Here is a 23245-nt window from a genome sequence, read left to right on the forward strand (position 1 = left end):
CGACGGTCATTCAGCCGCTCCGCTTCGCGTCGAGGGCGTTGTCGAGTGTGCAGGCGGCCATGATGAGCGACAGATGGGTGAAGGCCTGGGGGAAACTGCCCAGTTGCTCGCCGGAGGGACCGATCTCCTCGGCGAACAGGCCGACATGGTTGGCGTACGTGAGCATCTTCTCGAAGGCGTAGCGGGCCTGCCGCAGGCGCCCCGCGCGGGCGAGCGCGTCCACGTAGAGAAAGGTGCAGAGGCTGAACGTCCCCTCGGAGCCGCGCAGGCCGTCGGGTGAGGCGGCCGGGTCGTAGCGGTAGACGAGGCTGTCCGAGACGAGTCTGCGGTCGATCGCGTCCAGGGTGGACAGCCATGCCGGGTCCTTCGCGGCCAGCAGGCCGACGCGGGGGACGAGCAGCAGCGAGGCGTCCAGTACGTCGCTGTCGTAGTGCTGCACCAGGGCCCGCTGGGAGCTGTTCCAGCCCCGGACCATGATCTGCTTCAGGATCGCGTCGCGGGTGTGGCGCCAGCGCTCGATGTCGGCGGGCCGGCTGAAGTGCTCGGCGAGTTTGATACCGCGGTCGAAGGCCACCCAACTCATCACTCTGCTGAAGGTGAAGTCCTTGCGGCCGCCGCGGGTCTCCCAGATGCCCTCGTCGGGCCGGTCCCACTGGTCCGCGAGCCAGTCGAGCACATCGGCCGTTCCCTGCCAGGCGTGGTAGCCGGCCTGGACGAGGCCGAGCTCGCGCGCTTCGGACAGGGCGTAGAGGGCCTCGCCGTAGATGTCGAGCTGGAGCTGGTCCATGGCGGCGTTGCCGGCCCGGACCGGATACGAGCCGCGGTAACCCTCGAGGTGCCGGAGAACCTCCTCGCCCAACTGCGGATCGCCGTCCACCCGGTACATGATCTGCAGCCGTTCGCCCGGCAGGTCGATGCGCTCGCGCAGCCGGTCGCTGAGCCAGTGGGTGAAGGCCACCGCCTCCTCGGCGAAACCGAGGTCGAGGAGGGCGCGTACGGACAGGGACGCGTCGCGGACCCAGGTGAAGCGGTAGTCCCAGTTGCGCTCCCCGCCCTCCTGCTCGGGCAGGCCCATGGTGGCTGCGGCGACCGGTGCACCGGTGGGGGCGTAGGTGAGCAGCTTGAGCGTGATCGCCGAGCGGCGCACCATATTGGGCCACCGGCCGGTGTAGTTCGCGGTGCTCACCCAGTCCTGCCAGAAGTTGACGGCGGACCACAGCTCGTCGGTGAGCTGTCCTTCGGTCGGTACCGGCGGTGCGTCGCCGTCCGCCGCACACACGGTCAGGACCGCTCCGGCGGCCTGCCCGGCTTCGAGCGTCACCGTGCCGCGCACGTCGTCGCCCGTGCCCTCGAGCGGGAAGGTCGCCTGCAGGTGCAGCGCGATGCCGGGGGTGCGGGCGACGACGTGCGCCGTGTCGAGACGCAGGTCGTGCGTGGCGCGACCGTAGTCGAAGCGCGGCCGGCAGTCGAGGGTGAAGCGGACCGTGCCCCGCACGGCGCGGATCACGCGCATCAGAGTGTGGCGGTCGGTGGGACGGCGTGAGGTGTTCGGGGGCATCCAGTCCATCAACTCGCCGACACCGTCGGAGGACATGAACCGGGTGACGAGAACGGCCGTGTCCGGGTAGTAGAGCTGGCGGTAGGTCACGCCCTCGGTCTGCGGCGCCAGCCGGAAGTGACCGCCGCGGTCGTGATCCAGCAGCGCGGCGAAGATGCTGGGTGAGTCGAAGCGGGGAGCGGCGAACCAGTCGAGCACGCCTTTGGCGGACACCAGCGCGACCGTCTGCAGGTCGCCCACCATTCCATGGTCGGCGATCGGCGGATAGCGGTCCATCACCACACTCCGAGCTGTCCGGTCGGCTCCCCGGAAAACTAGTCGAGCCGGGTGAGCCCGGACGCGTACGCCTCGGCTGTCGGGCGACGGATCCCCCGTACGGCCGAGGCGCGTAGGGAGGCCGGGACACGGCGGGCGGCACATCGACGCGCGGGGGGACGACGTTGTACGACCTCTGCGGGCCCGCCGGCGTCACTCGATCGTGCGTCGAGGGACGGGAGCTGAACCTCGACCGCAGGGTGAGACCGGCGGGCACACGACCGTTTCCGGGGTTCGGGCCTTCGCCGCGGCCCCCTGCGGCCCGTTCCGCTTCAGGCGGCCGCGGACCCGCCGCGCTCCTCCGCGGCGCGGTGAATCGGTGCCGTCGAGTCCGTCAGCGGGACGCCCGTTCCTCCCCGCAGGGCCGCGACGATCTCCGCCGCGATCGACACGGCTGTCTCCTCGGGCGTACGGGCGCCCAGGTCGAGGCCGATGGGCGATCTGAGCCGGGCCAACTCCCGCTCGCCGACACCCGCTTCACGAAGCCGCCGGTTGCGTTCCTCGTGGGTGCGGCGGGAGCCCATCGCGCCGACGAAGGCGACCGGCAGACACAGCGCCGCCTTCAGCAACGGGATGTCGAACTTGGCGTCGTGGGTGAGTACGCACAGGACCGTGCGTGCGTCGGTCGCGGTCCGCCGCAGATAGCGATGCGGCCAGTCGACCACGATCTCGTCGGCCTCGGGAAAACGGACGCGTGTGGCGAAGACGGGGCGGGCGTCGCACACCGTCACGTGGTACCCCAGGAACTTGCCCGCCCGCACCAGCGCCGCGGCGAAGTCGACCGCCCCGAACACGATCATGCGAGGCGCCGGGACATTGGACTCCACGAGCAGCGTGACGCCTCCGGGGCAGTGCGATCCGTCCTGGGAGACCTGGACCAGGCCGGTGCGGCCGGCGTCCAGCATGGCCCGGGCCTCGGCGGCCGCCGTGCGGTCGAGGTCCGCGTGGCCACCGAGACCGCCCTCGTACGCACCGTGGGGCGGGACCAGCAGGGCCCTGCCGAGCAGATCGGCCGGGCCTCGGACGACCCGTGCGAGAGCGGCGGGCTCGTCGCGGGCGGCCGCCGAGAGCGCCGAGCGGAGCACCGCCCGGACCGGCGCCCGGGAGCCGACCGGCGTGACCACGACGTCGATGACCCCGCCGCAGGTCAGCCCCACCGCGAAGGCGTCCTCGTCGCTGTAGCCGAATCGCTCCAGGACGGTCTCGCCGTCCCGCAGCGCCTGGACGCACAGGTCGTACACCGCGCCTTCCACGCAGCCGCCGGAGACCGAGCCGATGACCGTTCCCTCGCTGTCGACGGCGAGGGCGGCCCCGGGGCCCCGCGGTGCGCTGCCGCCCACGGACACGACGGTGGCGACGGCGAAGTCGCGGCCCTCCTCGATCCAGTCGTGCAACGCCTCGGCGATGTCAAGCACGCAGTGCTCCCGTTCCGGCCGGCAGGACGCGGTCGGGCCGGATGGGCAGACTGCGGTGCCGGACGCCGGTCGCGTGCCACACCGCGTTCGCGATCGCGGCCGCCGCGCCCACGATGCCGATCTCACCGATGCCCTTTATCCCGACCGGATCGTCCGGGTCCGGGTCGTCGATCCAGTCCGCCTCGATCCGCTGGACGTCGGCGTGCGTGGCGACGTGGTAGCCCGCGAGGTCGGCGCCGACGTGGCCGCCCGACGCCAGGTCCCTGACCGCCTCCTCGTGCAGGGCCATGGAGACGCCCCAGATCATTCCGCCGACGAACTGGCTCCGTGCCGTGAGGGGGTTGACGATGCGGCCCGCCGCGAAGACGCCGAGCATACGGCGTACGCGCACCTCGCCTGTGGCGACGTCCACGGCGACCTCCGCGAACTGGGCTCCGAAGGAGTGCCGTTCCTTCTGGGCGAGGGCGCCGATGGCGGCGGTGGTGTCCGAGCGCACGGTGACCCCCTCCGGGGGGACCGCGGTGCCCAGAGCCAGCCTTTCCCGCAGTTCGCCGGCCGCGGCCGTGATGGCCCACGCCCAGGAGCGGGTGCCCATCGAGCCTCCGGCGATCATCGCCGGTCCGAAGTCGCTGTCCCCGATCCGCACCCGGACGCGGTCCGTCGTCACCTCCAGTGCGTCGGCGGCCACGAGGGTGAGCGCCGTCCGTGCCCCGGTGCCGAGGTCCGCCGCGGCGATCCGCACCGTGAAGGTCCCGTCCGCCTCGGCCGTCACGACCGCGGTGGACGGTCCGGCCCCTGCCGGGAACGAGGCGGCCGCGGTGCCGGTGCCCAGCAGCCAGCGCCCCTCGCGGCGCAGACCGGGACGTGGATCCCGGTCCGCCCAGCCGAACCGGCGGGCACCCTCACGGAAGCAGGCGAGGAGATTGCGGCTGCTGAACGGCCGGCCGGACACGGGACCCCGTTCGGGCTCGTTGCGCGCGCGCAGTTCGATCGGGTCGATCCCGCACTTCTCGGCGAGTTCGTCGAGCGCCGCCTCCAGCGCGAAGGACCCCGGTGCCTCGCCCGGCGCACGCATCCACGTCGGGGTCGGCACATCGAGCCGGACCACCCGGTTGGCCGTGTGGTGGGCGTCGGCGTCGTACATCACCCGGGCGACGCCGGCGCTCGGCTCGACGAACTCGTGGACCGTGGAGGTGAGGTTCACCGAACGGTGGTCCAGGGCGCGCAGCCGGCCGTCGGCGTCCGCACCGAGCCTGATCCGCTGTGCCGTGGGGCTTCGGTAGCCGGCGAGGGCGAACATCTGGCGGCGGGTCAGTACGACGCGCACCGGGCGCTGGAGCACGGTCGCGGCCATGACGGCGGCCACCTGGTGGGCGCGGACGCCCTTGCTGCCGAAGCCGCCACCGACATGCTCGGACCGCACCCGCACCGACTCCGGGTCGAGCGAGAACAGCTTGGCGAGTCCGTCCGCGACCCATGTGCTGCCCTGATTGGAGTCGACGACCTCGAGCCGGCCGCCGTCCCACCGGGCGGCCGCCGCATGGGGCTCCATCGGGCTGTGGTGTTCCTCAGGGGTGGTGTACTCCTCGTCCACGACGACGGCGGACGCGGCGAGTTCTGCCTCGAGATCACCCTTCTCCGTCACCGCGGGCATATGGCCGTCCAGGGCGTAGACGTCCGGGTGGCCGCCGGAGAACGCCACGTCGTGCGGCTCCGACTCGTAGTGCACGACAAGCGCCTCGGCCGCCTCCCTGGCCTGTTCGGAGGTCTCGGCGACGACCAGCGCCACGGGCCAGCCCATGTGCGGCACCCGGTCGTGCTGGAAGACGACGGAGGTCGGCTCCGGGGGGACACCGAGCAGGCCGATGTGGTCGCTGTCGACGCGGGGCGCGTTCTCGTGGTGCAGGACCGCGAGAACGCCCGGCATCCCGAGCACGGGCGCGGTCTCCAGGGAGCGGACACGGCCACGGGCGACCGAGGAGAGCACCAGCCAGCCGTGGGCGAGTTCGGCGAAGGGAATGTCACCCGCGTAGCGGGCCGCTCCGGTGACCTTGTCGCGGCCCTCCACGCGCGTGTGGGCGGTGCCGACGGCCCGTTGTGCCGTCGTGGTCCTGGTCGTGGCGGTGGTCATCGGGCCACCCCTTCGGCGAGTGCGGTCAGCTCGGACACCACGAGGTTGTGCATCAGGGTCACCTTGTATCCGTTGCGGGGCAGCGGCTTCGCCGCCGCCAGTTCGGCGTCCGCGGCCGCGGCGAAGGTCGTGGCGTCGGCGGGGGCCCCGACCAGCACCTCTTCGGCCGCCCGGGCCCGCCACGGCCGGGACGCGACCGCCCCGAAGGCCAGGCGCGCGTCCCGTACGACTCCGTCCCGGACGTCGAGTGCGGCGGCGATCGAGCCGATGGCGAAGGCGTACGAGGCGCGTTCGCGTACCTTGCGGTAGCGCGAGCGGGCGGCGACCGGGGCGGCCGGCAGGGTGACGCCGGTGATCAGTGCTCCGGGCGGCAGGGCCGTCTCCAGGTGCGGAGTGTCGCCCACAGGCAGATAGAACTGCGCCAGCGGCAACTCGCCGGGCCCGTCGGCGCTTTCGTAGCTGACGGCGGCGTCGAAGGCCGTCAGTGCCACGCCCATGTCGGAGGGGTGGACGGCCACACAGTGGCCGGAGGCGCCCAGGATCGCGTGGTTGTGGTGCTCACCCTCGACGGCGGGACAACCGCTGCCCGGGACACGCTTGTTGCAGGGCTCGGTCACATCGGCGAAGTAGCCGCAGCGGGTGCGCTGGAGGAGGTTGCCGCCGACCGTGGCCATGTTGCGCAGCTGCCCCGAGGCGCCGGCCAGCACCGCCTGCGTCAACGCCGGGTAGCGTCGGCGGACTTCGGGATGGGCGGCCAGGTCGCTGTTGGTGACGGTCGCACCGATGCGCAGTCCGCCGTCCTCCGTCGACTCGATGCGGTCGAGGGGGAGTTCGCGGACGTCGATGAGCAGGGCGGGCCGCTCGACCCCGGTCTTCATCAGATCGACGAGGTTGGTGCCGCCGCCGAGGAACCGTGCGTGGGGCTCGGCGTCGAGCACAGCGACCGCCGTGGCCACGTCGGACACCCTCCGGTAACCGAACTCCCTCATGCCGCCGCCCCCTTGGGCTGCTCTTCGGACGCCGCCGCCCGGGCGACCGCCTGGACGATCGACACATAGGCGCCGCAGCGGCACAGATTGCCGCTCATCCGTTCCCGGATCTCGTCGTCGGTCAGCGGTGGTGGTCCCGCCTCGGGCCGGACGTCGTCCGTGACGGCGCTCGGCCAGCCCGCCGCGTGCTCCTGGATCACCGCGACGGCCGAACAGATCTGTCCCGGTGTGCAGTAGCCGCATTGGAAGCCGTCGAGGTCGAGGAACGCCTGCTGCACCGGGTGCAGCCGCTCGCCCTCGGCCACGCCTTCGATGGTGGTGATCTCCCGTCCCTCCGCCGCCACCGCGAGTTGCAGACAGGACACGGCCCGCCTCCCGTCCAGCAGGACGGTGCAGGCACCGCACTGGCCCTGGTCGCAGCCCTTCTTGGTGCCGGTCAGATCGAGGCGTTCACGCAGGGCGTCGAGCAGTGTGGTGCGGTGGTCGACGGTCAGCGTGAACTTCTCGCCGTTGATGTTCAGGGTGATGGCGCTGGACGTCGATGGGGCCATGATCAGCCTTCTTTCGCGGATCCGGAAGAACGCCCGAGGGGAACGGACCGGTATGCAAACGAGTAGGAGACAAAGGGATGGCGCTGTACTGAGCGGGTTGACGGCAAGCACACGAGGCATCCGCGCAGGCGACGGCGGCGGGGGCCACCGGGAAACCGCCTCGGCCGCTATGGTGGTCGTAAGCGGACAGCTGTCCGATACGCGGAAACGTACCGGACAGCTGTCCGGTTAGCAAGGTGGGGTTCCGGCCAGGACCCCGCGAGGAGGACGAGTGGAGCGGAAGAAGGGCACGTCCCCTCTGCGCTCGGATGCGGAACGCAACCGGCGGCGGATCCTCGAAGTGGCGCTGGCCGAACTGACACGTTCCGCGGACGTCCCACTGAGTGTGATCGCCAAGAAGGCGGGGGTCGGCCAGGGCACGTTCTACCGCAACTTCCCCAGCCGTGAGGCACTCGTGCTCGAGATCTACCGCTTCGAGATGCAGCAGCTCGTCGACAGCGCCGCCGAGCTGCTGGAGACCCGCGAACCGGACCGGGCCCTGCGCGAGTGGATGGACCGCTTCGCCCGGTTCGCCATGGCCAAGGCCGGTCTGGCGGACGCGATCCGGCAGGCCACCAGCGGTCCCGACCAGCCGGCGAAGCCCGGCTACGCCCCGGTGACGGATGCGGCCGAAGTCCTCCTTCGTGCCAACGAGGAGGCGGGCACCATCCGCCCGGGAGTGAGCTCGGACGACCTCCTGCTCGCCATCGCCGGGCTCTGGCAGATCGATCCCCGCGGGGACTGGCAGCCGCGGGTCGCCCGGCTGCTGGACTTCGTCATGGACGGCCTGCGGGTGGGGGCACCCGGACGGTGAGCGCGTCGGACCCTCCGGCGTGGCGGTACGACCACCACAGGGGCACGCGTCTGGGGGTGGGCATCCTCGCCGCTATCGCCTGTGCGCCCTGTAGTGCTTCATCAATGCGGTGATCCGTGACCGGTCCGCCCGCCCGTTGAGCTCGGTGAGGAGATCGTCGGGGCACAGCTCGTAGAGGTCGCCCCACCATTGACGCCCCCTGTTGTCCCAGATCCGGTAACCACCGGGCACGCCCCTGGCGACGTAGCGTCTCCTGCTCACGGTCCCCCTCTCCCGGCCCTCGTGTCCTGCCGTGGTCCGACCGGGTGATGGGCAGCGGCCCACCGGGTGAATATGGCGCATCGGCCGGGCCCGGCGCCATACGGATTCGGCGTCCGGGGGCCCGTGGGTGTTCGAGCCGCCGCAGGCATCGGCCGGGAGCGGTACCGACGCCGTCCGGCGCAGGTGCTCCGCGGAGTCCCGTAAGGACAAGGGGGAGGCTCGTTGCTCGGCCCGACCCGGGCGTCCATGAGCGGGGTCGCACCCGGCCTCTATTCTCGATGCCCTCGGCCCCGACGGCGGGTCCCGATGCGCCGTCAGGCGCCCATGCCGTGCTCGGCGAGCGGGCCCACCGACAGGCCCGCGCCCCTGCAGGCGGCGACGACTTCGGGGAGCGCTCCGAGCGCGGCGTGCCAGCACCCGGCCGCCGAGGTGCGATCCGAGTCGTGCAGCAGAAGCGTGCCCCCTCCACGCAGTTCGGACTCGATCGTCGTGCGCACGGACGCGGCCGTCGCGTCGGCGGTCCAGTCCCTGCCCCAGGCGGACCACAGCACCGTCGTCAGTCCGCATCTGCGGGCGGCGGCCCAACGGCCGGAGGTGAGGATCCCGTACGGCGGCCGGTACCAACGGGGGCGGCTGCCCGCGATGTCGGTCACCGCCCGCACCGTACGGGCCAGTTCCGCGGCGTCACGTACGGGTGAGGGCAGCCAGGGCCGATCGTGGGCCCAACCGTGAACGGCGAGTTCGTGCCCCCGTTCGACGATTTCGCGGGTCAGCGGCGGGTGACGGACGACGCTCTCGCCCAGTACGAAGAACGTGGCCCGCACGCCGAGTCCGTCCAGTGCGTCGAGGAAGTGCGGAGTGGACGCCGGATCGGGGCCGTCGTCGAAGGTGAGGGCGACATGGTCGGCACGGCCCGTGCCGGCGAGCCGGGGGAGGAGGCGGCGCCGCAGCCCGGGCAGCCAGGTGACGGCCGGGCCGATGTGCGCGGCCGTCATCGCGGCGAGCGGCACCAGTGCGATCGCCGCTCGCCCCGCGGTGACGTGGACTGGCTGAACGGGCATCTGCCGAATCCTCCTCCCGGGCGCCGTGCACCTCGGACCGTCGCGTCACGACCTCTGCGGGGTCGGCTTCTGGGTACCGGGATCGGTTCCGTTGTGGCCACCGGCAGGGGTGTCCCACGCGCCGCTGACCGACGGAGCGCTCGCCAGCCCGATGCTTCCGGCCCCGATGAGAGCGATGCCGATCACCTCGGGAAGGACGCTCACCCCGAGGGCGATCTGCTCGTCGAACAGCGCCCATCCCAGTGCCACGCTCGTCAGCGCGTCCCCCAGTGTGAGAGCGGGCTGGGACGCCGTCAGGGTGCCGGCGCGCAGCGCGCTCTGCAGCAGGAGGAAGGCCACCGTCCCGATGCCGACGGTGGCATACGGCGGCCACTGGGCCAGAACGGTGCCCGGATCCTGGGCGAGCCGTCCCATGACCTCCTTGAGGAGAGCCGCGGTGGCGGCGAAGGACACGGCGGACGACAGCCCGAGCAGCGCCGCGCGGGGCGCGCCCTTGACGGGCCGGGCCGCGACGACGAGCAGTGCGGCGAGGCCCAGGACCGCCCCTCCCGCCATCAGCCAGCGCTCCGCGGGGGCCGTGGACCGGCCGGCCGAGGGCTGTGCGGCGCCCAGGAAGACGGCCAGACCGATCGCGAGGGCCGCGAACGCCAGCCATGTGCGACCGTTCGGGCGGCGCCGGAAGACCAGACTGCCGACGGCCAGTGTGAACAGCAGTTCGGTGGCCAGCAGGGGCTGGACTACGGACAGGCTGCCCACGGCCAGCGCGAACGCCTGCAGAACGGTGGAGAGGGCGAGCAGGCCGGCACCCGCGAGCCAGTGCGGTCGGCGCAGCACCCGCGCCAGCCACCGCACCGCCTGGCGCACCCCTGCGCCGCCCTCGGGCTCCTCCGTCGCCGCCCTGCGCTGCAGGACGGAGGCCGAGGCGTTGGAGAGCGCCGCCAGCAGGGCGAGCAGCACGGTCAGATAGCTCACCCGGACTCATCCGAACCGTGCGGCCAGCCGTCGGTAGACCGAGGGAGCCACACCGCGGACCCGGGCGGGAAGGCTCAGCCAGCCGGGTACGAAGATCTCGTCCCGGCCCCGGGAGACGGCGCGCCAGACGGCGTCCGCCACGCGCTCGGGCGGTACCGGCTTGGGCCGGGACCGCAGGTAGGGCACACCGCGGCGTTCGAAGAACGGGGTGTCCACCACACCTGGCACCACATGGCTCACCCCCACACCCGTGCCCCTCAGTTCGTACCGCAGGGCGTCGGCGAACGTGCCGAGTGCCGCCTTGGCCGCGGAGTAGACGGCCTCGCTGCGCACCCCGACGGTTCCGGCGAAGGAACCGATGATGACCACGCGCCCGGAGCCCGCCTCGACCATATGGGGGACCAGATGCCGTATCAGATGCATCGTGGCGAGCAGGTCGACGTCGATCAGCTCGTCGATCGCGGAGGTCGGCATGGTGCGGAAGTCGCCCGCCCAGCCGATGCCGGCGCAGGCCACCAGCACATCGACCCGGCCGAGGCGGTCGAGGGCGAATTCGGCCAGTTTCCGATGTGCGCCCGGCTGGGTGTGATCGGTGGGAAAAGCAGTGGCCGACGCCTCTGCGGCCACACGGGTGAGCCGGGCCGGATCGCGCCCGTTCAGCACCAGACGCCAGCCGCCCTCGGCGGCCAGCCGATGGACGACGGCGGCACCGATGCCGGAGGAGGCGCCGGTCACGAGCGCGGTGCCCTGCTGAAGCGCCGGAACGCCTCGGGGCTTGCAGGGGGGCGTATTTCCCGCGGGCAGTGCGGGGCCGGATCGGACACGGGACGGAGCATGTGACATGGCGGCTGACCTCAGCTGCGACGACGAACACCGAAGTGACGGGCGGAAGGTGGCTGCTCCCGGGTTCGAGGGAGGAAGCGGACGTACTGCGGTGATCACGCCTGGAATGCTCCGGAACGCTGGAGCGGGTGGATGGTTTGCGACAGCGTGGCAGGGGACATTGGCTACCAATGTGTGCATTTTCCCCTGCGTCGCGACGACAGGCGACGCGAGCGGCCGCCGGTCATGGCTGAAGCCGTGCACCCCGGCGCGCGGTCGGGACACGAGTCGCGGCGCGTCCTGATCGTCAGCGCGAGCATGGGGGCGGGGCACGACACGGTCGCCCGGGAACTGGCCCGTCGCGCGCGGGACCGTGGTCACGAGGCGCACATCGTGGATGTCCTCGGCCTGCTGCCGTACGGCCTGGGCGCCGGTCTACGGGTGGGCTACCGGTCGTCCGTACGGCACTTCCCCTGGGCGTACGGGGCCGTGTACCGGCTGTTGCTGCGCCGCGGGGCCGGGTGCCGCCCCAGCGGCGTCCCGTTGGCCCGCCTCGCCGGAACCCGGCTGGCGGAACTGGCGGCACGCACCCGGGCGGACGTGGTGGTGCCCGTCTTCCATCTCGGCGCCCAGCTGACAGGCCACCTCCGGTCCCAAGGGCGGCTTCGGGTGCCGAGCGTGGTCTTCCTGATCGACTTCGCCGTGCACCGGCAGTGGCTCCATCCCGGCAACGACCGGTACCTCTGCCTCACGGACGAGGCCGCCGCCGAGGTGCGCCAGGACATCCACACGCCCGCCGAGGCCATCGGACCGATGGTGGCGCCGGAATTCTTCATGCAGGGGCGCACGACGGCGCTCTGGACCCAGCGCTTCGACCGGTACGCGCCCGGACGCCCGCCGGTACTGCTCTCCGCGGGCGCCTGGGGGACCGGCACGCGCCTTTCCGCGACCGCCCGGCTGCTGGCCGGACACGGCTTTCTCCCGGTTGTCCTGTGCGGCCGGAACGAACGGCTCCGGGCCGGCCTGGCGGCGGTTCCGGGCGTTCTGGCGCTGGGCTGGATCGCCGACATGACCGGTTTGATGCACGCGTCCGACGCACTGGTCGACAACGCGGCCGGCCAGACGGCCGTGCAAGCCCTCGCTGCGGGACTTCCCGTGGTGGGCTACCGGCCGTTGCCCGGCCATGGCGCGGAAGGGGTGCACCGGATGGCCGCGCTCGGTGTCTCGGACCTCGCCGTCGACGAGACCGGTCTGCTCGCCTCGCTCGGCCGGCTCGCGCCCGGAGGTCCGGTGCGTGAGCGCCACGTGGCACAAGCCCGTTCGCTCTTCCGGGGCGACGTCCTGACGCGGCTGGAGGAGTTCCTGGGCGTGGCCGTGGGGTGAGCCTCCGGCACCGGTGTGGCGCCGTTCACCACCTGCCCGGTGACCGGCGAATGCGTGCCGTACCCGTGGACCCACGTGGGTCACCCGGGTGCGGCACGCTGTTCGCCGCTACGTGGTGTTGGGGGTGTGATGACGACGACGGTTCATACCGACGGTCAGACCCATTGCGGCGAGACCCAGCAGGGCCGTGACCGCACCCACTACGCAGTTGTTCCAGATGATGCCGGTCCCCGCGCCGTGTGCCGCAGTGACCACCCAGGGGGAGATCAGAAGCCACACGCCGAGAGGTACGATCACCCACGCCAGTCGGAACATCCGTTCGGGTGCCAGCGTGAGCCCCAGCCCGATCATGGCGATCGCTATGCCGATGATCAGGTTGTTGATGGTGAGATTGCGCTCCGAATTCGAGAAGTGCACGACCCAGGGTGAGATCGCGGCATAGGCACCGGCCATGAGGATGAGTCCTTCGATGGCGATCGCCGAGCCGCTCGAGGCTGTGCGTTCGAGCCGTTCCCGCATCTCCGCGAGTTCGGGATGCGTGCCCATTCCACTGGGCTGCCGCGCGTACGACATCGCAGTCGGCTCCTCTCCATGAGGAGAATATTTCCCTTAGGCAACGAATTCCCCTATTTGGGTGATTTATTCATCGAGTCGGCCGTTGTTGCCTGAGGTCGCCGGTCTGCCGTGCCGGAGCTATTCTTCGGCGGTTCCGGTGCAGGGCGCGGGGTTTGCGCGCCGGACGTGACGCTGCCGGTGGGTCCGGAGGCGGAGGCGCGGACAGCCGAGCCGGAGCGGGGTGACGCCGACGTCGACCGCGGTCCCGCCGTGAGGGGGGATCAGTTCGCCCATGACGCGGAGCGGTTGGCCGACGCGGGTGAGCGGGTCGGGTTCCGGTGCACGGGCGCCGGACCGCGAAAGGCCCCTCCGACGAGGGGCCTTGGTGTGATGAACCGTGCCGTGCCGCCGCTGGTCCCGGGCTTGTCGAACGGATGGGAAGGCCGTGACCGGCTGCGCTGGCAGGGTGTCGGCCGTCCGGGGTGCGGAGGTGATCCGGCGCGATCGGTGGGGGAATCGGCCTTCCGGAACGACGGGCCGAGCCCCGGTGCCCGACCCGCCTCCGGAACCCGCGGTCTCAGCCCGGTCGGCCTCCGTGGCCGCGCGCCTTCTCCAGGTGGTCCAGGAACCACTGGCCGGCGACCTCGGCGACTTCCTCCAGGGCGCCCGGTTCCGGGAAGAGGTGGGTGGCGCCCGGTACGACATGGATCTCGTGCGGGGCCGACAGCCGCTCGGCGGCCTCCCGGTTGAGGCCGAGGACCGCCTCGTCGGCGCCGCCCACGACCAGAAGGACCGGTGCGGTCACGCGTTCAAGGGCGTCACCCGCCAGGTCGGGCCGCCCGCCCCGGGACACGACCGCGTAGACGCGCTCGGGCTGCTCGGCCGCGGCCATGAGCGCCGCGGCGGCTCCGGTGCTGGCTCCGAACAGGCCGGCCGGAAGATTCCTGGTGTTGGGCTCCTGTGCCAGCCATTCGAGAGCGGCGACCAGACGCCGGCTGAGCATGGGAATGTCGAAACGGTGCCGGGCGGTGGCGGCGTCCTCGCGTTCCTCCCGCTCGCTCAGCAGGTCCAGCAGCAGTGTGCCGAGACCTGCCTTGTGCAGTTCGGCCGCGGCCGCCCTGTTGCGCACGCTCAACCGGGAACTGCCACTGCCGTGTGCGAACAGGATCACCGCGGGCACGTTGCCGGGTACGACGAGATCACCCGTGAGCACCGCTTCCTCGGTCGGGACCATCACCAACTCGGAGATCATCATGTTCTTACCTCCCCACGGCTGATCTATATCCCACTATGTCGGATACCCCCCGCGGACCGGCGCACGCGCGTGGCGTCGCGTCAGGCCGGATGGAGCTGCCGCAGGGCCTCCTGTATCTCTTGGTCGGTTATTTGTTCGAATTCGGCGTAATGCTCGTCCATCGGCATGCGGTGGGCCGGCTGGTCGAGACAGACCAGGGCGTCGACTTCGCCACGCAGGGCGCGGGCGGTGTCGCGGCTGCAGACGGGCACGGCAAGGACGAGGTACGCCGGTCCCTGACGGCGCAGGTGGCGCAGAGCGGCGCGGGCGGTGATCCCGACGGAGCTTCCGTCGTCCACGAGCACGACGGTGCGCCCGGCGACATGGGGAGCGGGTCGCCCCGCCCGGTAGAAGCCTTCGTTCCGGTACAGCGCGGCCCGTTCCCCGGCGATCTCCGAGCCGAGCTTGTGCTCGTCCAGATGCATGGCCGCCAGTCCGACCGAGTCGAACAGCGGGGGATCGTCGTCGGCGATCGCCCCGATACCGACTTCCGGTGCGCCGGGCACGCCGATGGTGCGCACGACCAGTACGTCCAGGGGAACCCTCAGGGCCCGGGCCACCTCCACCGCGATCGGGACGCCGCCACGTGGGAGGGCGAGCACGACGGCCTGGGCGAGGTCGTCAGCGCCCATCTGTTCAAGAAGCCGTTCGGCCAGCTCCCGGCCGGCCTGTCGGCGGTTGTGGAAACGCACGACGCTGCCCCCTTCCTCGGAGCCCGGTGCGGGCCGGAGGGCCGAGGTGCGCGGAGGAAGGAATGCGTCCTCGCGTCGCGGTGACGCGGCGGCGCGCCTCGAGGCTTCGGCCGAACCGGAATGCGTGAAAGTCGTGCGGAAGTACGTGCTGCGCCCGGGTACCCAGGGCGGCCCGTCGGACGCCTGATCCACCGGGTCGATTACCGGGCGGGCGCCACGAACGGTTCCGGCGCCGGCCGGATCACCGGCGTTCGCTTCGCCGCCGCATCCGCTCGTCCTGCTCCTCGTCCTCGTCCTGGTCCGGGAGCGGGTCGGGGAGGCGGTAGGCGGCCAGGGCGGCGGTGTCGTCCCGGAGCTCTGCGCCGCTGAAGGCCAGAAGGTCCTGGTGGAGGTGGTCGAGGAGATCGCGGGGCGGAAGGTTCCCCCAGGCGCGGATGCGCTCGATCAGAGGGTAGAAGTTCCCGTCGCGGTCGCGTGTCTCGGTCACTCCGTCGGTGTACAGCAACAGCTGTTCCCCGGGGCGGAAGGGCTGCACCTCCGCGTGGTAGTGGTCCCCGATCAGCACTCCGAGATTGATGGGCGGTGACGGATCGGTGGGTTCCAGCTCGGTGACCCCGTCCGGGCCGATGAGCAGGGGCGGCGGGTGGCCGCAGTTGACGATGCGGACGATCTTCTCGTCCTCGGCGATCTCGGCGAACACGGCGGTGACGAAGCGCTCGGCCGTCTCGGTGCCCGACAGCTCCGTGGCCCTGCGGCTCATGCTGGTCTCGACCCGGTGCGCCACCCCGACCAGGTCGGGTGCGTCGTGGGCGGCCTCGCGGAAGGCGCCGAGCATGGTCGCGGCCGTCTCCACCGCGATCAGGCCCTTGCCGCGAACGTCCCCGATGAGCAGACGGACTCCGTGTGCGGTGGGCACCGCCTCATAGAGGTCGCCGCCGATACGTGCCTCGGCCGCGGCGGACAGATAGAGGGTCTCCACGCAGACCCGTCCGAGGCGGTGGGGCACGGGGCGCAGCAGCACGCGCTGCGCGGTCTCCGCCACGGACCGCACGGTGGCGAGCGTGCGCTCGCGGTGCGTCCGGTGGGCGGCCAGGATCGTGCCGAGGAGCCCGACCAGCGCGGTGGAGATGTAGGTGGCCACATAGTGGCGGTCCCACAGATAGCCGACCGAGCGGCCGGCGCAGCACGGAGTCCCGGCCAGTACGCCCTCGAGCAGCACTGCGAAAACCGTGACGACGGCGACGGTGGCGGGGCCGTACGCGAAGGCGGCGACCACGGGGAGGGCGATGAGGAGGAAGCTCACCGGCCACTGCACGGGAGTGATCGGTTCGAGTGCCAGGACGGCGACGACATAGATGGCCGGCAGCCAGCGCATCCATAACGGCGGCGCGGGCACCGACAGGTCCGTGTCGCTCCACTGCTCCGTGCCACGGCCTCCGGCAGTCCTCCGTTCGCGCCGCCTCACGACCGGCTCCGCCGAGGGTGCGCCGACGCCGTCCGAGCTCTCGGCGGACCCGCTGGGCCCACGGCAGGGTGGCCCGGCGCCGGACCGCGGTCCTGGCGGATCCGTTCACTCGGCCTGTGCACAAGAACTCCTGGCAGGGCTCGATCAGGACAACCGGACGTCCACGGGTCGACAGTCACCTGATCATTGCTCCGACAAGGGCATTTCAGGATCTTCTCGGTGATACTACGGCACAAGGATCACCCTGGGGGGTGTTCGTCTGCATGTCCTGACACACGCGCGGGGCCTGGGTGACCGAGCCGTTCCACGACTCCTCACGCACCCGGACGTCCAGCGCAAGCCAATCGTCGGCGCCGGTCCCGAGCGCACTCCGCAGGGGAGGTGTCCGGGTGGGCCGAAGTGCGGCCGCTGCCTGATCCTCGATGTCCTCGCGCACGTCCGCCCCCGCCGTTCCGGCGGGTCGTATCGGGCGCTCGTAAAGGGCGGACCGCGCCCGGGTCGCGGGAAATACGGCTGGTCAGGGAGCCGGGACGGATGCCCAGGGCCCCGCGCCGGACCGCCACCGCACGCCGGCCCCACGACGCGGACCCGCTGATCCGAACGGCAGTGGCTAACCGTGCCGGACCGGCGGCCGTCCGGGCGGGGCGATGTCGGAGTCCGCCCTGTAGACCGTGGTGAACGCGGGGACCAGTGCCGCCGACGCGAACAGCAACACCCTCCCGGCGGCCGTCGGCCTGCCCTGCAGCCGGAGCGCCCTGGCTACGAGGTTGCGGATCTCCGCCGCGCCGACCGCCGGCGCGGCCGCGACGATCCCCTCGGCGTCGATCAGGACCGCGGCCGGGGTGGCCGTGACCCCGTAGTCGGTGTGCACCCGGCGGTCGGGGTCCACCAGCATCCGTCGTGGTCCGTCACCGCCGGCCGTGGCGAGGGGCACGGGTTCCGGGCCGCCGCTCAAGACGGCGATCGTCACATCGTCCTCGTGCGTCCGCTGCCACCGGGCCACCTGGGGAAGCAGCGCGGCGTGAGGACCTGAGGGGAGATCGCTGAAGACGAGGAGGAGCGGGCGGCCCGGCGCCAGCAGGTCATCCAGGCTCCGGGTCCGCCCCGACTCGTCCCGCAGCGAGAACGGGGGTGCGAACAGGCCCGCACGCACCTCCCCGGCCTCCCTGGCCCACAGCCCGGCCCACAGCGCCGACATCACGACCGCCAGCCCAGCGAAGAGCCAGTGCGGATGTCCGTCGGCGGCGACGAACGCCGCAAGAACGGCGATGAGCGCGTTGCGGGCGACGGTCGACCAGCCGACCGGAGTGGCCTTGAGCCCTCCGAAACAGTCGCAGACGGGGGTCCGTCCGAGCATCAGGTTCAGCGCGATCACACCACTGAACAGGGTCAGCAGAAGCAGCGCCCCCAGTCCGCCGACGCGCGCCCACGGGGGCACGACGAGCGCCAGGGCGACGGCGAACTCGCACGTCACGAGGGACCGACCGAGCGGGACCGCCGTCCGGGGCGGTACACCGAAGCCGACCAAGGCGCGGCGCAGCCCCTCCAGGTCGGTCGACTTGACGGCCGCCGCGACGCCGAAGACCATGGCCGGCACGATCGCCACCGGCAGGACCATCTCGCCCATCCCACAACACCTCGCATTAGGCTTCATGGCGCGGGGACGGAGAGAGCGGGCGACCGCCCGACGCGCTGCGCCCGCGACTGACTCCTACCGGCTTCCGGCCTGGAGCAGCCCTGAAGGACCGCAACAACACCCGGACGCCCGCGGGTATCCGCACAATGGTTGCCCCGGGCCATCGCCGGCGCGAGACGCGCTCCCGTCGGGTCTCCGGTGCGGCCTGGACGCCCCTGGCGTTCTCCCGAACCGGCCGCCGGATCCGCTGCGTCACCGGGCACGACCGTCGGTGCCCGAACGGCACTTCCCGGGCTGGGCAGGGTACTCGGCCGGAGGCAGCATGGAAGTACCCGCCGCCAGGCCCGGCATGAAGCTGTGCGGAAAAGGGCAGCAGGCCGCGCCCCGGCACGTGGAGGAGACCTGGGATGACAGACGAATCCTTCCAGGGCGATGGAAACCGGACGGGCCCGGGCACGCCCCGCCAGAGCGGGCTGCTCGACATGCTCAGTGTCGGCGCGGTGGTGCTGGACTCCAGTGGGCGCATCGTCTTCTGGAGTCCGCAGGCCGAGGAACTCTTCGGCTACACAGCGGAAGAGGCGCTCGGCACCTACGCGGCGCGCCTGCTGATCCAGCCGGAGCATCTGCAGTCGGTCCTCAGTCTCTTCATCGAGGTGCTGGAGACCGGCCGCAGCTGGGCCGGCGCCTACCCCATCCGGCACAAGGACGGCCACACGCGCCTGATGGAGTTCCGCAACATGCGGTTGCTCGACGGCGATGGCGAGGTCTACGCCCTGGGGATCGCGGCCGACCACACCACCGTTCAGCGCGTCGAGACCGACCTCGCCCTGTGCGAGCGGCTGATCAACCAGTCACCGATCGGCCTGGCGCTCATGGACCCCGACCTGTGCTTCCTCCTGGTCAACCCCGCCCTGGAGCGCATCGACGGCATCCCCGCCCATGAACACATCGGCCGTCATCTGAGGGAGATGCTGACCCTCCCCGACATCGACACGATCGAGTCGGCCCTGCGCCAGGTGCTGGCCACCGGCAGCCCCGTGCTCGACCAGTACGCCGTGGGCCGCACGTCCGCCGACCCCGACCAGGACCATGCGTGGTCCCTGTCCTTCTATCGTCTGGAGGACCCCGGCGGGCGGGTCCTCGGTGCCGCCACCTCGGTCGTGGACGTCACCGAACGGCACCGTGCGGCCACCGAGGCCGACCGGGCGCGCCGCCGCCTGGCGCTCATCGCCGAAGCCTCCGTGCGGGTCGGAACCACCCTCGAGGTGGAGCACACAGCCCGGGAGCTGGCCGACATCGCGACGCCGGAACTCGCCGACGTGGTGGCCGTGGACGTTCTCGACTCCGTGCTCGCCTGCCGCCGGACCAGCGCACCCGACAACGGTCCTGAGCTGTTCCGGGCCCTGGCACTCAAGGCGGCCCAGCCCAGCGTGGCACTGCGGGCCGCCGACCCTCCGGGCGACCTCGCCACCTACGATGGCGATCGCCTGGTCACGCTGTGCGTCCACACCGGCAGACCGGTGCTGGTGCGCCATGTGGCCCCCGACGACCTCAAGCGCATCGGCCGCGACCCGGAGGCCACCTCACTGCTGGCCCGCGCCGGTGTCCACTCCTATCTCGCCGTACCCCTGATCGCCCACGGCGAGGTGCTCGGAGCCCTGGATCTCAAACGCACCGACAACCCGACGCCGTTCGACCAGGACGACGTCGTCCTGGCGGGCGAGCTCGCCGGCCGCGCCGCCGTGGCCATCGACAACGCCCGCTGGTACCAGAGCGTGCGCAACACCGCGCTCACGCTCCAGCGCAGCCTGCTGCCCGACCACCCGCCGCACCGGACGGGACTGCAGCTCGCCACCCGGTACCAGCCGGCCCAGGCCACCAGCGAAGTCGGCGGAGACTGGTACGACGTCATCAGCCTGAACGGGGACAAGACCGCGCTCGTCGTCGGCGACGTCATGGGCAACGGCATCGACGCCGCGGCCACCATGGGGCGCCTGCGCACCGCCACCTGCGCCTACGCGGATCTCGACCTCGTACCCGACGCCGTGCTCCAGCACCTCGACAGGATCACGTGCGGTCTCGAGCACTACATCGTCACGTGCATCTACGCCGTCTACGACCCGCACGAGAGGCGGTGCCGTATCGCCAACGCGGGACACATGCCGCCCGCGCTGGCCCGCCCCGGCCGCGCTCCCGTGCTGCTCGACCTGCCCACCGGAGCCCCACTCGGCGTCGGGGGCGTCGCCTTCGAGACCACGACCGTCGACCTGGACCCCGGCGATCTGCTCGTCCTGTACACGGACGGGCTCGTCGAGACCCGCCACCACCCCATCGACGACCGTCTCGACCTCCTCCTGGGTCTTCTCGGGGAAACCGGCCGTCCTCTCGAGGAGACCTGCGACCTCCTGCTGTACGGTTTGCGGCATCCCGACGACCACGACGACGTGGCCCTCCTCGTGGCACGTGCGCAGTGAGCCGGGGCGAGAGAGCGCGAGAGGCGGGGGACGTGGTCACGGACTGGGAGTGGGACGAGACGCTGTTCGCCGGCACGGCGGCCTACTACCGGCGCGGCCGACTTCCGTACGCGCCCGGCCTCGCGGACATGCTGGACGACGTCCTGGAACCGGACGGGCAGGGGCGCCTGGTCGATGTGGGGTGCGGGCCGGGCACGATCGCGCTGACCCTCGCGCATCTGTTCGCCGAGGTCGTCGGAGTGGACCCGGACCGCGGGATGATCGAGGAAGCCCGTCGCGGGGCGGCCGAGTCGGGCTTGACCGGGAAGACACGATGGGTCCGGTGCCGGGCCGAGGAAATGTCCTCGGACCTGGGCACCTTCACCGTCGCGACCTTCGGCCAGTCGTTCCACTGGATGGACCGCGGACTGGTGGCGGGCACCGTCCGGGGCCTCCTTCGGCCCGGTGGTGCGCTGGTGCATGTCTCGGACGAGAAGACGGAGTCCCGTGACGTCGACGGTCTTCCGCATCCCGCGGTGCCCTACACCGCGATCGAGGAGCTGATCAAGCACTACCTCGGTCCGGTACGGCGTGCCGGCCGGGGGCGGCTGCCCAAGGGGACGCCGGGGAACGAGGCGGCGGTGCTCACCCGGGCGGGTTTCGCCGGTCCCCGGCGCCATGTCGTGCCCGGGGGACAGCCGCTGGAACGTACGCACGACGATGTCGTCGCCTGGGCCCACTCGATGTCGTTCTCCGCTCCGCACCTGTTCGGCGCGCGTCGCGGCGACTTCGAGGGGGACCTGCGGCGGCTGCTGGAGCGGGCGTCGCCATCGGGGGTGTTCTCCGAACGTGTCCCGAGCACCGAGGTCTTCGTCTGGTGGCGGGATCCCCCCGGCGCGCCGGGGAGCGGCCGTTAAGCCCTGCCGGTTTTCGCGACGGGAGGCGTGGACCGGGGGAGAAGGCCCAACTGCTGGGCACGGAGCACCGTACCGAGCCGGTCTCGGGTGCCCAGTTTGCGATAGATCTTCTCGATGTGCTTGTGGACCGTGCGATCCGATATGCCGAGCCGTCGGCCCATGGCCGCGGCGGTCAGGGCATCGCCGAGCAGAAGCAGGACGGTCGTCTCGCGCGGCGTCAGATCGCAGTCGGCGGCCAGTTCGCGCGGGGAGGCCGGGGCATCGCCCGCCGCGACGACGTGCCCCCAGCGTGCGAGGAGTTGCCGGTGCTGCTCGACCGCGGCCAGGAGAGGCTGCAGGCGCTGTCCGAAGCGGATGCCGTCATCGTCGAAGTCCGTGCCGGAACGGTAGATGAGACAGCCCGTGATCGGGGCCGTCGTGCCGGGCAGCGGAACGGCGAGTACATGATCCGCGTCGATCGTCTCGTGGATCAGACGTGCCGTGGGACTCGTGGACCAGTCGGGACCCGCCGCCTGCCGTGCCGTGACCGGTGCATGACCGTGTCCCCGCGTGTAGTGGTGCGCGAAGGGGTAGCCGGCCCGCAGCAGCCCCAGGGAATCCTCGTCGAGCAGATCGAACGCCGGGGCGACGCCAGGGGACAGGCCCAGCGTGCCGCTGCTCTCGTTCCACTCGTCCAGTTTGTAGATCAGCGCCTCGCCGCCGCACACACCCGGCAGGACGGATGCCATCAGGGGCCACAGACGCTCAGGTTCCCGTTCCTGGAGTGCCGCCACGGCCACCGACAACATACGTTCGTAGGCACGCTCCTGACCGGTTCTCACGTGTCCCTCTCCGCCCGTCCGTGTACGCAGTTCTACCCATACCAGCCGAGCACGACGTCGGCGCAGACTTCAACCGGGCAACAGTGACGTCGACGGACGTACGTCGCTCCACCGACCTGCGGGGTTCACCGTCCGCGGTGCGTAGGCGTGCGAGCAGACCACGAACGACGGGCGGTGTCTCCGGCCCGGCAGGTTCCGTGCGGGCCGCCGGTACAGGGGAGCGGCGGCCCGCACGGTTTTCTCGCCCCGGACCTCGGTGCTCTCAGACCCTGCGCCAGCGTGCCAGGGCGAAGGAGAACAGGCCGAAGAGCACGACGCCGCCCGCGACCAGGACGAGCAGCCACGGTCCGAACGGGGTCCCGGCGAACCAACGCAGTGTGTCGTCCAGCCCCTTGGCCCGGTCGGGCCGGTATTCGACGGCCGCCCGCAGAGCGAAGGCTCCTGCAGCGGCGAACACCACTCCGCGCGCGGCGCCCCCTCCCACACCGGTCACGTCCACCAGACGCCGGACCTTCGGGCTCATCGCGCCGAGCCGGAGATGGTCGTGGTAGTCGCGCCGTACGGCCCGAACACCGATCCAGACACCGGCCACGACGATCCCGGCAGCCGCGACGCCCACGATCCACTGGCCGGCGGGCATTCCCAGAACACGTGCGGTGACGTCCCGGGACTGCTCGTCACTCGATCCGCCCCCGTCACCGGAGCCCGCCGCGAAGGACATCACGGAGGCGGCCACAAACGCGTAGAACACGCAACGGGCGAGTGCCGTCAGTCGTTTCGTCGCCTTTCGGCCGTCCGGACCGACCGATCCGAACGCGGCCTCGGACAGCCGCCACACCGCCATGCCGACGAGTCCGATGCCCAGAGCCCACAGCAGCACGGAACCGAACGGCTCGCGCGAGATCTCGGCCAGGGCACCCTGGCGGTCGGCCTGGTGACCGCCGTCCCCGAACCCGATCCGCAGAGCCAGCACTCCTATCAGCAGATAGATGACTCCGCGAGCGGAGAGCCCCGCCCGTGCTGCGCCCCGTGTGACCGAACCCCTCGCCGCGCGCCGCCCCTCGAGCCGTCCGGTACGGGCCATGGCCCTCAAGTCCATCT

Annotated in this window: 20 protein-coding genes; 4 read left to right on the forward strand and 16 right to left on the reverse strand. The window is 71.6% G+C overall.

The window, feature by feature from the left end:
* Window positions 1–10 precede the first annotated feature (10 nt).
* The 5 genes from RCR19_RS36620 to RCR19_RS36640 form a co-directional block, all read right to left on the reverse strand.
* Window positions 11–1834, reverse strand: coding sequence for a glycoside hydrolase family 15 protein (locus RCR19_RS36620; protein WP_331269043.1), 1824 nt, complete (start codon window positions 1832–1834; stop codon window positions 11–13).
* Window positions 1835–2145: 311 nt separating this feature from the next.
* Window positions 2146–3288, reverse strand: a complete 1143-nt coding sequence (locus RCR19_RS36625) for an XdhC/CoxI family protein (RefSeq protein WP_331269044.1) — start codon at window positions 3286–3288, stop codon at window positions 2146–2148.
* Window positions 3281–5419 carry a xanthine dehydrogenase family protein molybdopterin-binding subunit gene (locus RCR19_RS36630; RefSeq protein ID WP_331269045.1) on the reverse strand — a complete coding sequence of 713 codons (2139 nt, stop codon included), beginning with the start codon at window positions 5417–5419 and terminating at the stop codon, window positions 3281–3283. Before RCR19_RS36630 ends, RCR19_RS36625 begins: the two co-directional genes overlap by 8 nt.
* Window positions 5416–6408 carry a xanthine dehydrogenase family protein subunit M gene (locus RCR19_RS36635; RefSeq protein ID WP_331269046.1) on the reverse strand — a complete coding sequence of 331 codons (993 nt, stop codon included), beginning with the start codon at window positions 6406–6408 and terminating at the stop codon, window positions 5416–5418. Before RCR19_RS36635 ends, RCR19_RS36630 begins: the two co-directional genes overlap by 4 nt.
* Window positions 6405–6959, reverse strand: a complete 555-nt coding sequence (locus RCR19_RS36640) for a 2Fe-2S iron-sulfur cluster-binding protein (protein ID WP_331269047.1) — start codon at window positions 6957–6959, stop codon at window positions 6405–6407. Before RCR19_RS36640 ends, RCR19_RS36635 begins: the two co-directional genes overlap by 4 nt.
* A 271-nt stretch (window positions 6960–7230) precedes the next feature.
* On the opposite strand from RCR19_RS36640, the gene RCR19_RS36645 reads away from it, so the two are divergent.
* Complete coding sequence (locus tag RCR19_RS36645) at window positions 7231–7812, forward strand: TetR/AcrR family transcriptional regulator (protein ID WP_331269048.1); 582 nt, start codon at window positions 7231–7233, stop codon at window positions 7810–7812.
* A 72-nt stretch (window positions 7813–7884) separates the two neighbouring features.
* Here RCR19_RS36645 and RCR19_RS36650 read toward each other — a convergent pair whose 3' ends face one another.
* The 4 genes from RCR19_RS36650 to RCR19_RS36665 all read right to left on the reverse strand — a co-directional run bounded on the left by RCR19_RS36650 (window position 7885) and on the right by RCR19_RS36665 (window position 10949).
* Window positions 7885–8073: a hypothetical protein gene (locus RCR19_RS36650; RefSeq protein WP_331269049.1), complete on the reverse strand. Its 189-nt coding sequence runs from the start codon at window positions 8071–8073 to the stop codon at window positions 7885–7887.
* Between the two features lie 314 nt (window positions 8074–8387).
* Window positions 8388–9134: a polysaccharide deacetylase family protein gene (locus tag RCR19_RS36655; protein WP_331269050.1), complete on the reverse strand. Its 747-nt coding sequence runs from the start codon at window positions 9132–9134 to the stop codon at window positions 8388–8390.
* A gap of 45 nt (window positions 9135–9179) precedes the next feature.
* Window positions 9180–10106 carry a DMT family transporter gene (locus tag RCR19_RS36660; RefSeq protein WP_331269051.1) on the reverse strand — a complete coding sequence of 309 codons (927 nt, stop codon included), beginning with the start codon at window positions 10104–10106 and terminating at the stop codon, window positions 9180–9182.
* 6 nt (window positions 10107–10112) lie between these two features.
* On the reverse strand, window positions 10113–10949 hold the full coding sequence (locus RCR19_RS36665; RefSeq protein ID WP_331269052.1) for an SDR family NAD(P)-dependent oxidoreductase: 837 nt from the start codon (window positions 10947–10949) through the stop codon (window positions 10113–10115).
* A 297-nt stretch (window positions 10950–11246) separates the two neighbouring features.
* Between RCR19_RS36665 and RCR19_RS36670 the strand changes: the two genes are divergently transcribed.
* Window positions 11247–12311: a galactosyldiacylglycerol synthase gene (locus tag RCR19_RS36670; protein WP_331269655.1), complete on the forward strand. Its 1065-nt coding sequence runs from the start codon at window positions 11247–11249 to the stop codon at window positions 12309–12311.
* 108 nt (window positions 12312–12419) lie between these two features.
* Here the strand turns inward: RCR19_RS36670 and RCR19_RS36675 are convergent, their stop codons facing one another.
* The 5 genes from RCR19_RS36675 to RCR19_RS36695 form a co-directional block, all read right to left on the reverse strand.
* Window positions 12420–12884, reverse strand: a complete 465-nt coding sequence (locus tag RCR19_RS36675; protein ID WP_331269053.1) for an SPW repeat protein — start codon at window positions 12882–12884, stop codon at window positions 12420–12422.
* Between the two features lie 559 nt (window positions 12885–13443).
* Window positions 13444–14118 carry an alpha/beta family hydrolase gene (locus RCR19_RS36680; protein WP_331269656.1) on the reverse strand — a complete coding sequence of 225 codons (675 nt, stop codon included), beginning with the start codon at window positions 14116–14118 and terminating at the stop codon, window positions 13444–13446.
* Between the two features lie 83 nt (window positions 14119–14201).
* A complete protein-coding gene (locus RCR19_RS36685) occupies window positions 14202–14852 on the reverse strand; it encodes a phosphoribosyltransferase family protein (RefSeq protein ID WP_331269054.1) in 651 nt (216 codons plus the stop codon).
* A 241-nt stretch (window positions 14853–15093) separates the two neighbouring features.
* Window positions 15094–16317 (reverse strand): PP2C family protein-serine/threonine phosphatase, encoded by a 1224-nt coding sequence (locus RCR19_RS36690; RefSeq protein WP_331269055.1) that lies wholly within the window; start codon window positions 16315–16317, stop codon window positions 15094–15096.
* Between the two features lie 610 nt (window positions 16318–16927).
* Window positions 16928–17944, reverse strand: a complete 1017-nt coding sequence (locus tag RCR19_RS36695; protein WP_331269056.1) for a MauE/DoxX family redox-associated membrane protein — start codon at window positions 17942–17944, stop codon at window positions 16928–16930.
* A gap of 416 nt (window positions 17945–18360) precedes the next feature.
* Here RCR19_RS36695 and RCR19_RS36700 point away from each other — a divergent pair, with 416 nt between their 5' ends.
* Together RCR19_RS36700 and RCR19_RS36705 are read left to right on the forward strand one after the other, a co-directional pair.
* Window positions 18361–20427: a SpoIIE family protein phosphatase gene (locus RCR19_RS36700; RefSeq protein WP_331269057.1), complete on the forward strand. Its 2067-nt coding sequence runs from the start codon at window positions 18361–18363 to the stop codon at window positions 20425–20427.
* A 32-nt stretch (window positions 20428–20459) separates the two neighbouring features.
* Window positions 20460–21323, forward strand: coding sequence for a class I SAM-dependent methyltransferase (locus tag RCR19_RS36705; protein WP_331269058.1), 864 nt, complete (start codon window positions 20460–20462; stop codon window positions 21321–21323).
* Here RCR19_RS36705 and RCR19_RS36710 read toward each other — a convergent pair.
* Together RCR19_RS36710 and RCR19_RS36715 are read right to left on the reverse strand one after the other, a co-directional pair.
* Window positions 21320–22111: a LuxR C-terminal-related transcriptional regulator gene (locus RCR19_RS36710; protein ID WP_331269657.1), complete on the reverse strand. Its 792-nt coding sequence runs from the start codon at window positions 22109–22111 to the stop codon at window positions 21320–21322. The two genes, RCR19_RS36705 and RCR19_RS36710, sit on opposite strands and share 4 nt — an antisense overlap.
* Window positions 22112–22406: 295 nt before the next feature.
* The gene (locus RCR19_RS36715; RefSeq protein ID WP_331269059.1) at window positions 22407–23243 is read right to left on the reverse strand and encodes a DUF1206 domain-containing protein; all 837 of its coding nucleotides are present in this window, start codon (window positions 23241–23243) and stop codon (window positions 22407–22409) included.
* Window positions 23244–23245: the final 2 nt, after the last annotated feature.

The organism is Streptomyces sp. WAC07094 (assembly GCF_036320405.1).
GTDB classification, from domain to species: domain Bacteria; phylum Actinomycetota; class Actinomycetes; order Streptomycetales; family Streptomycetaceae; genus Streptomyces; species Streptomyces lannensis.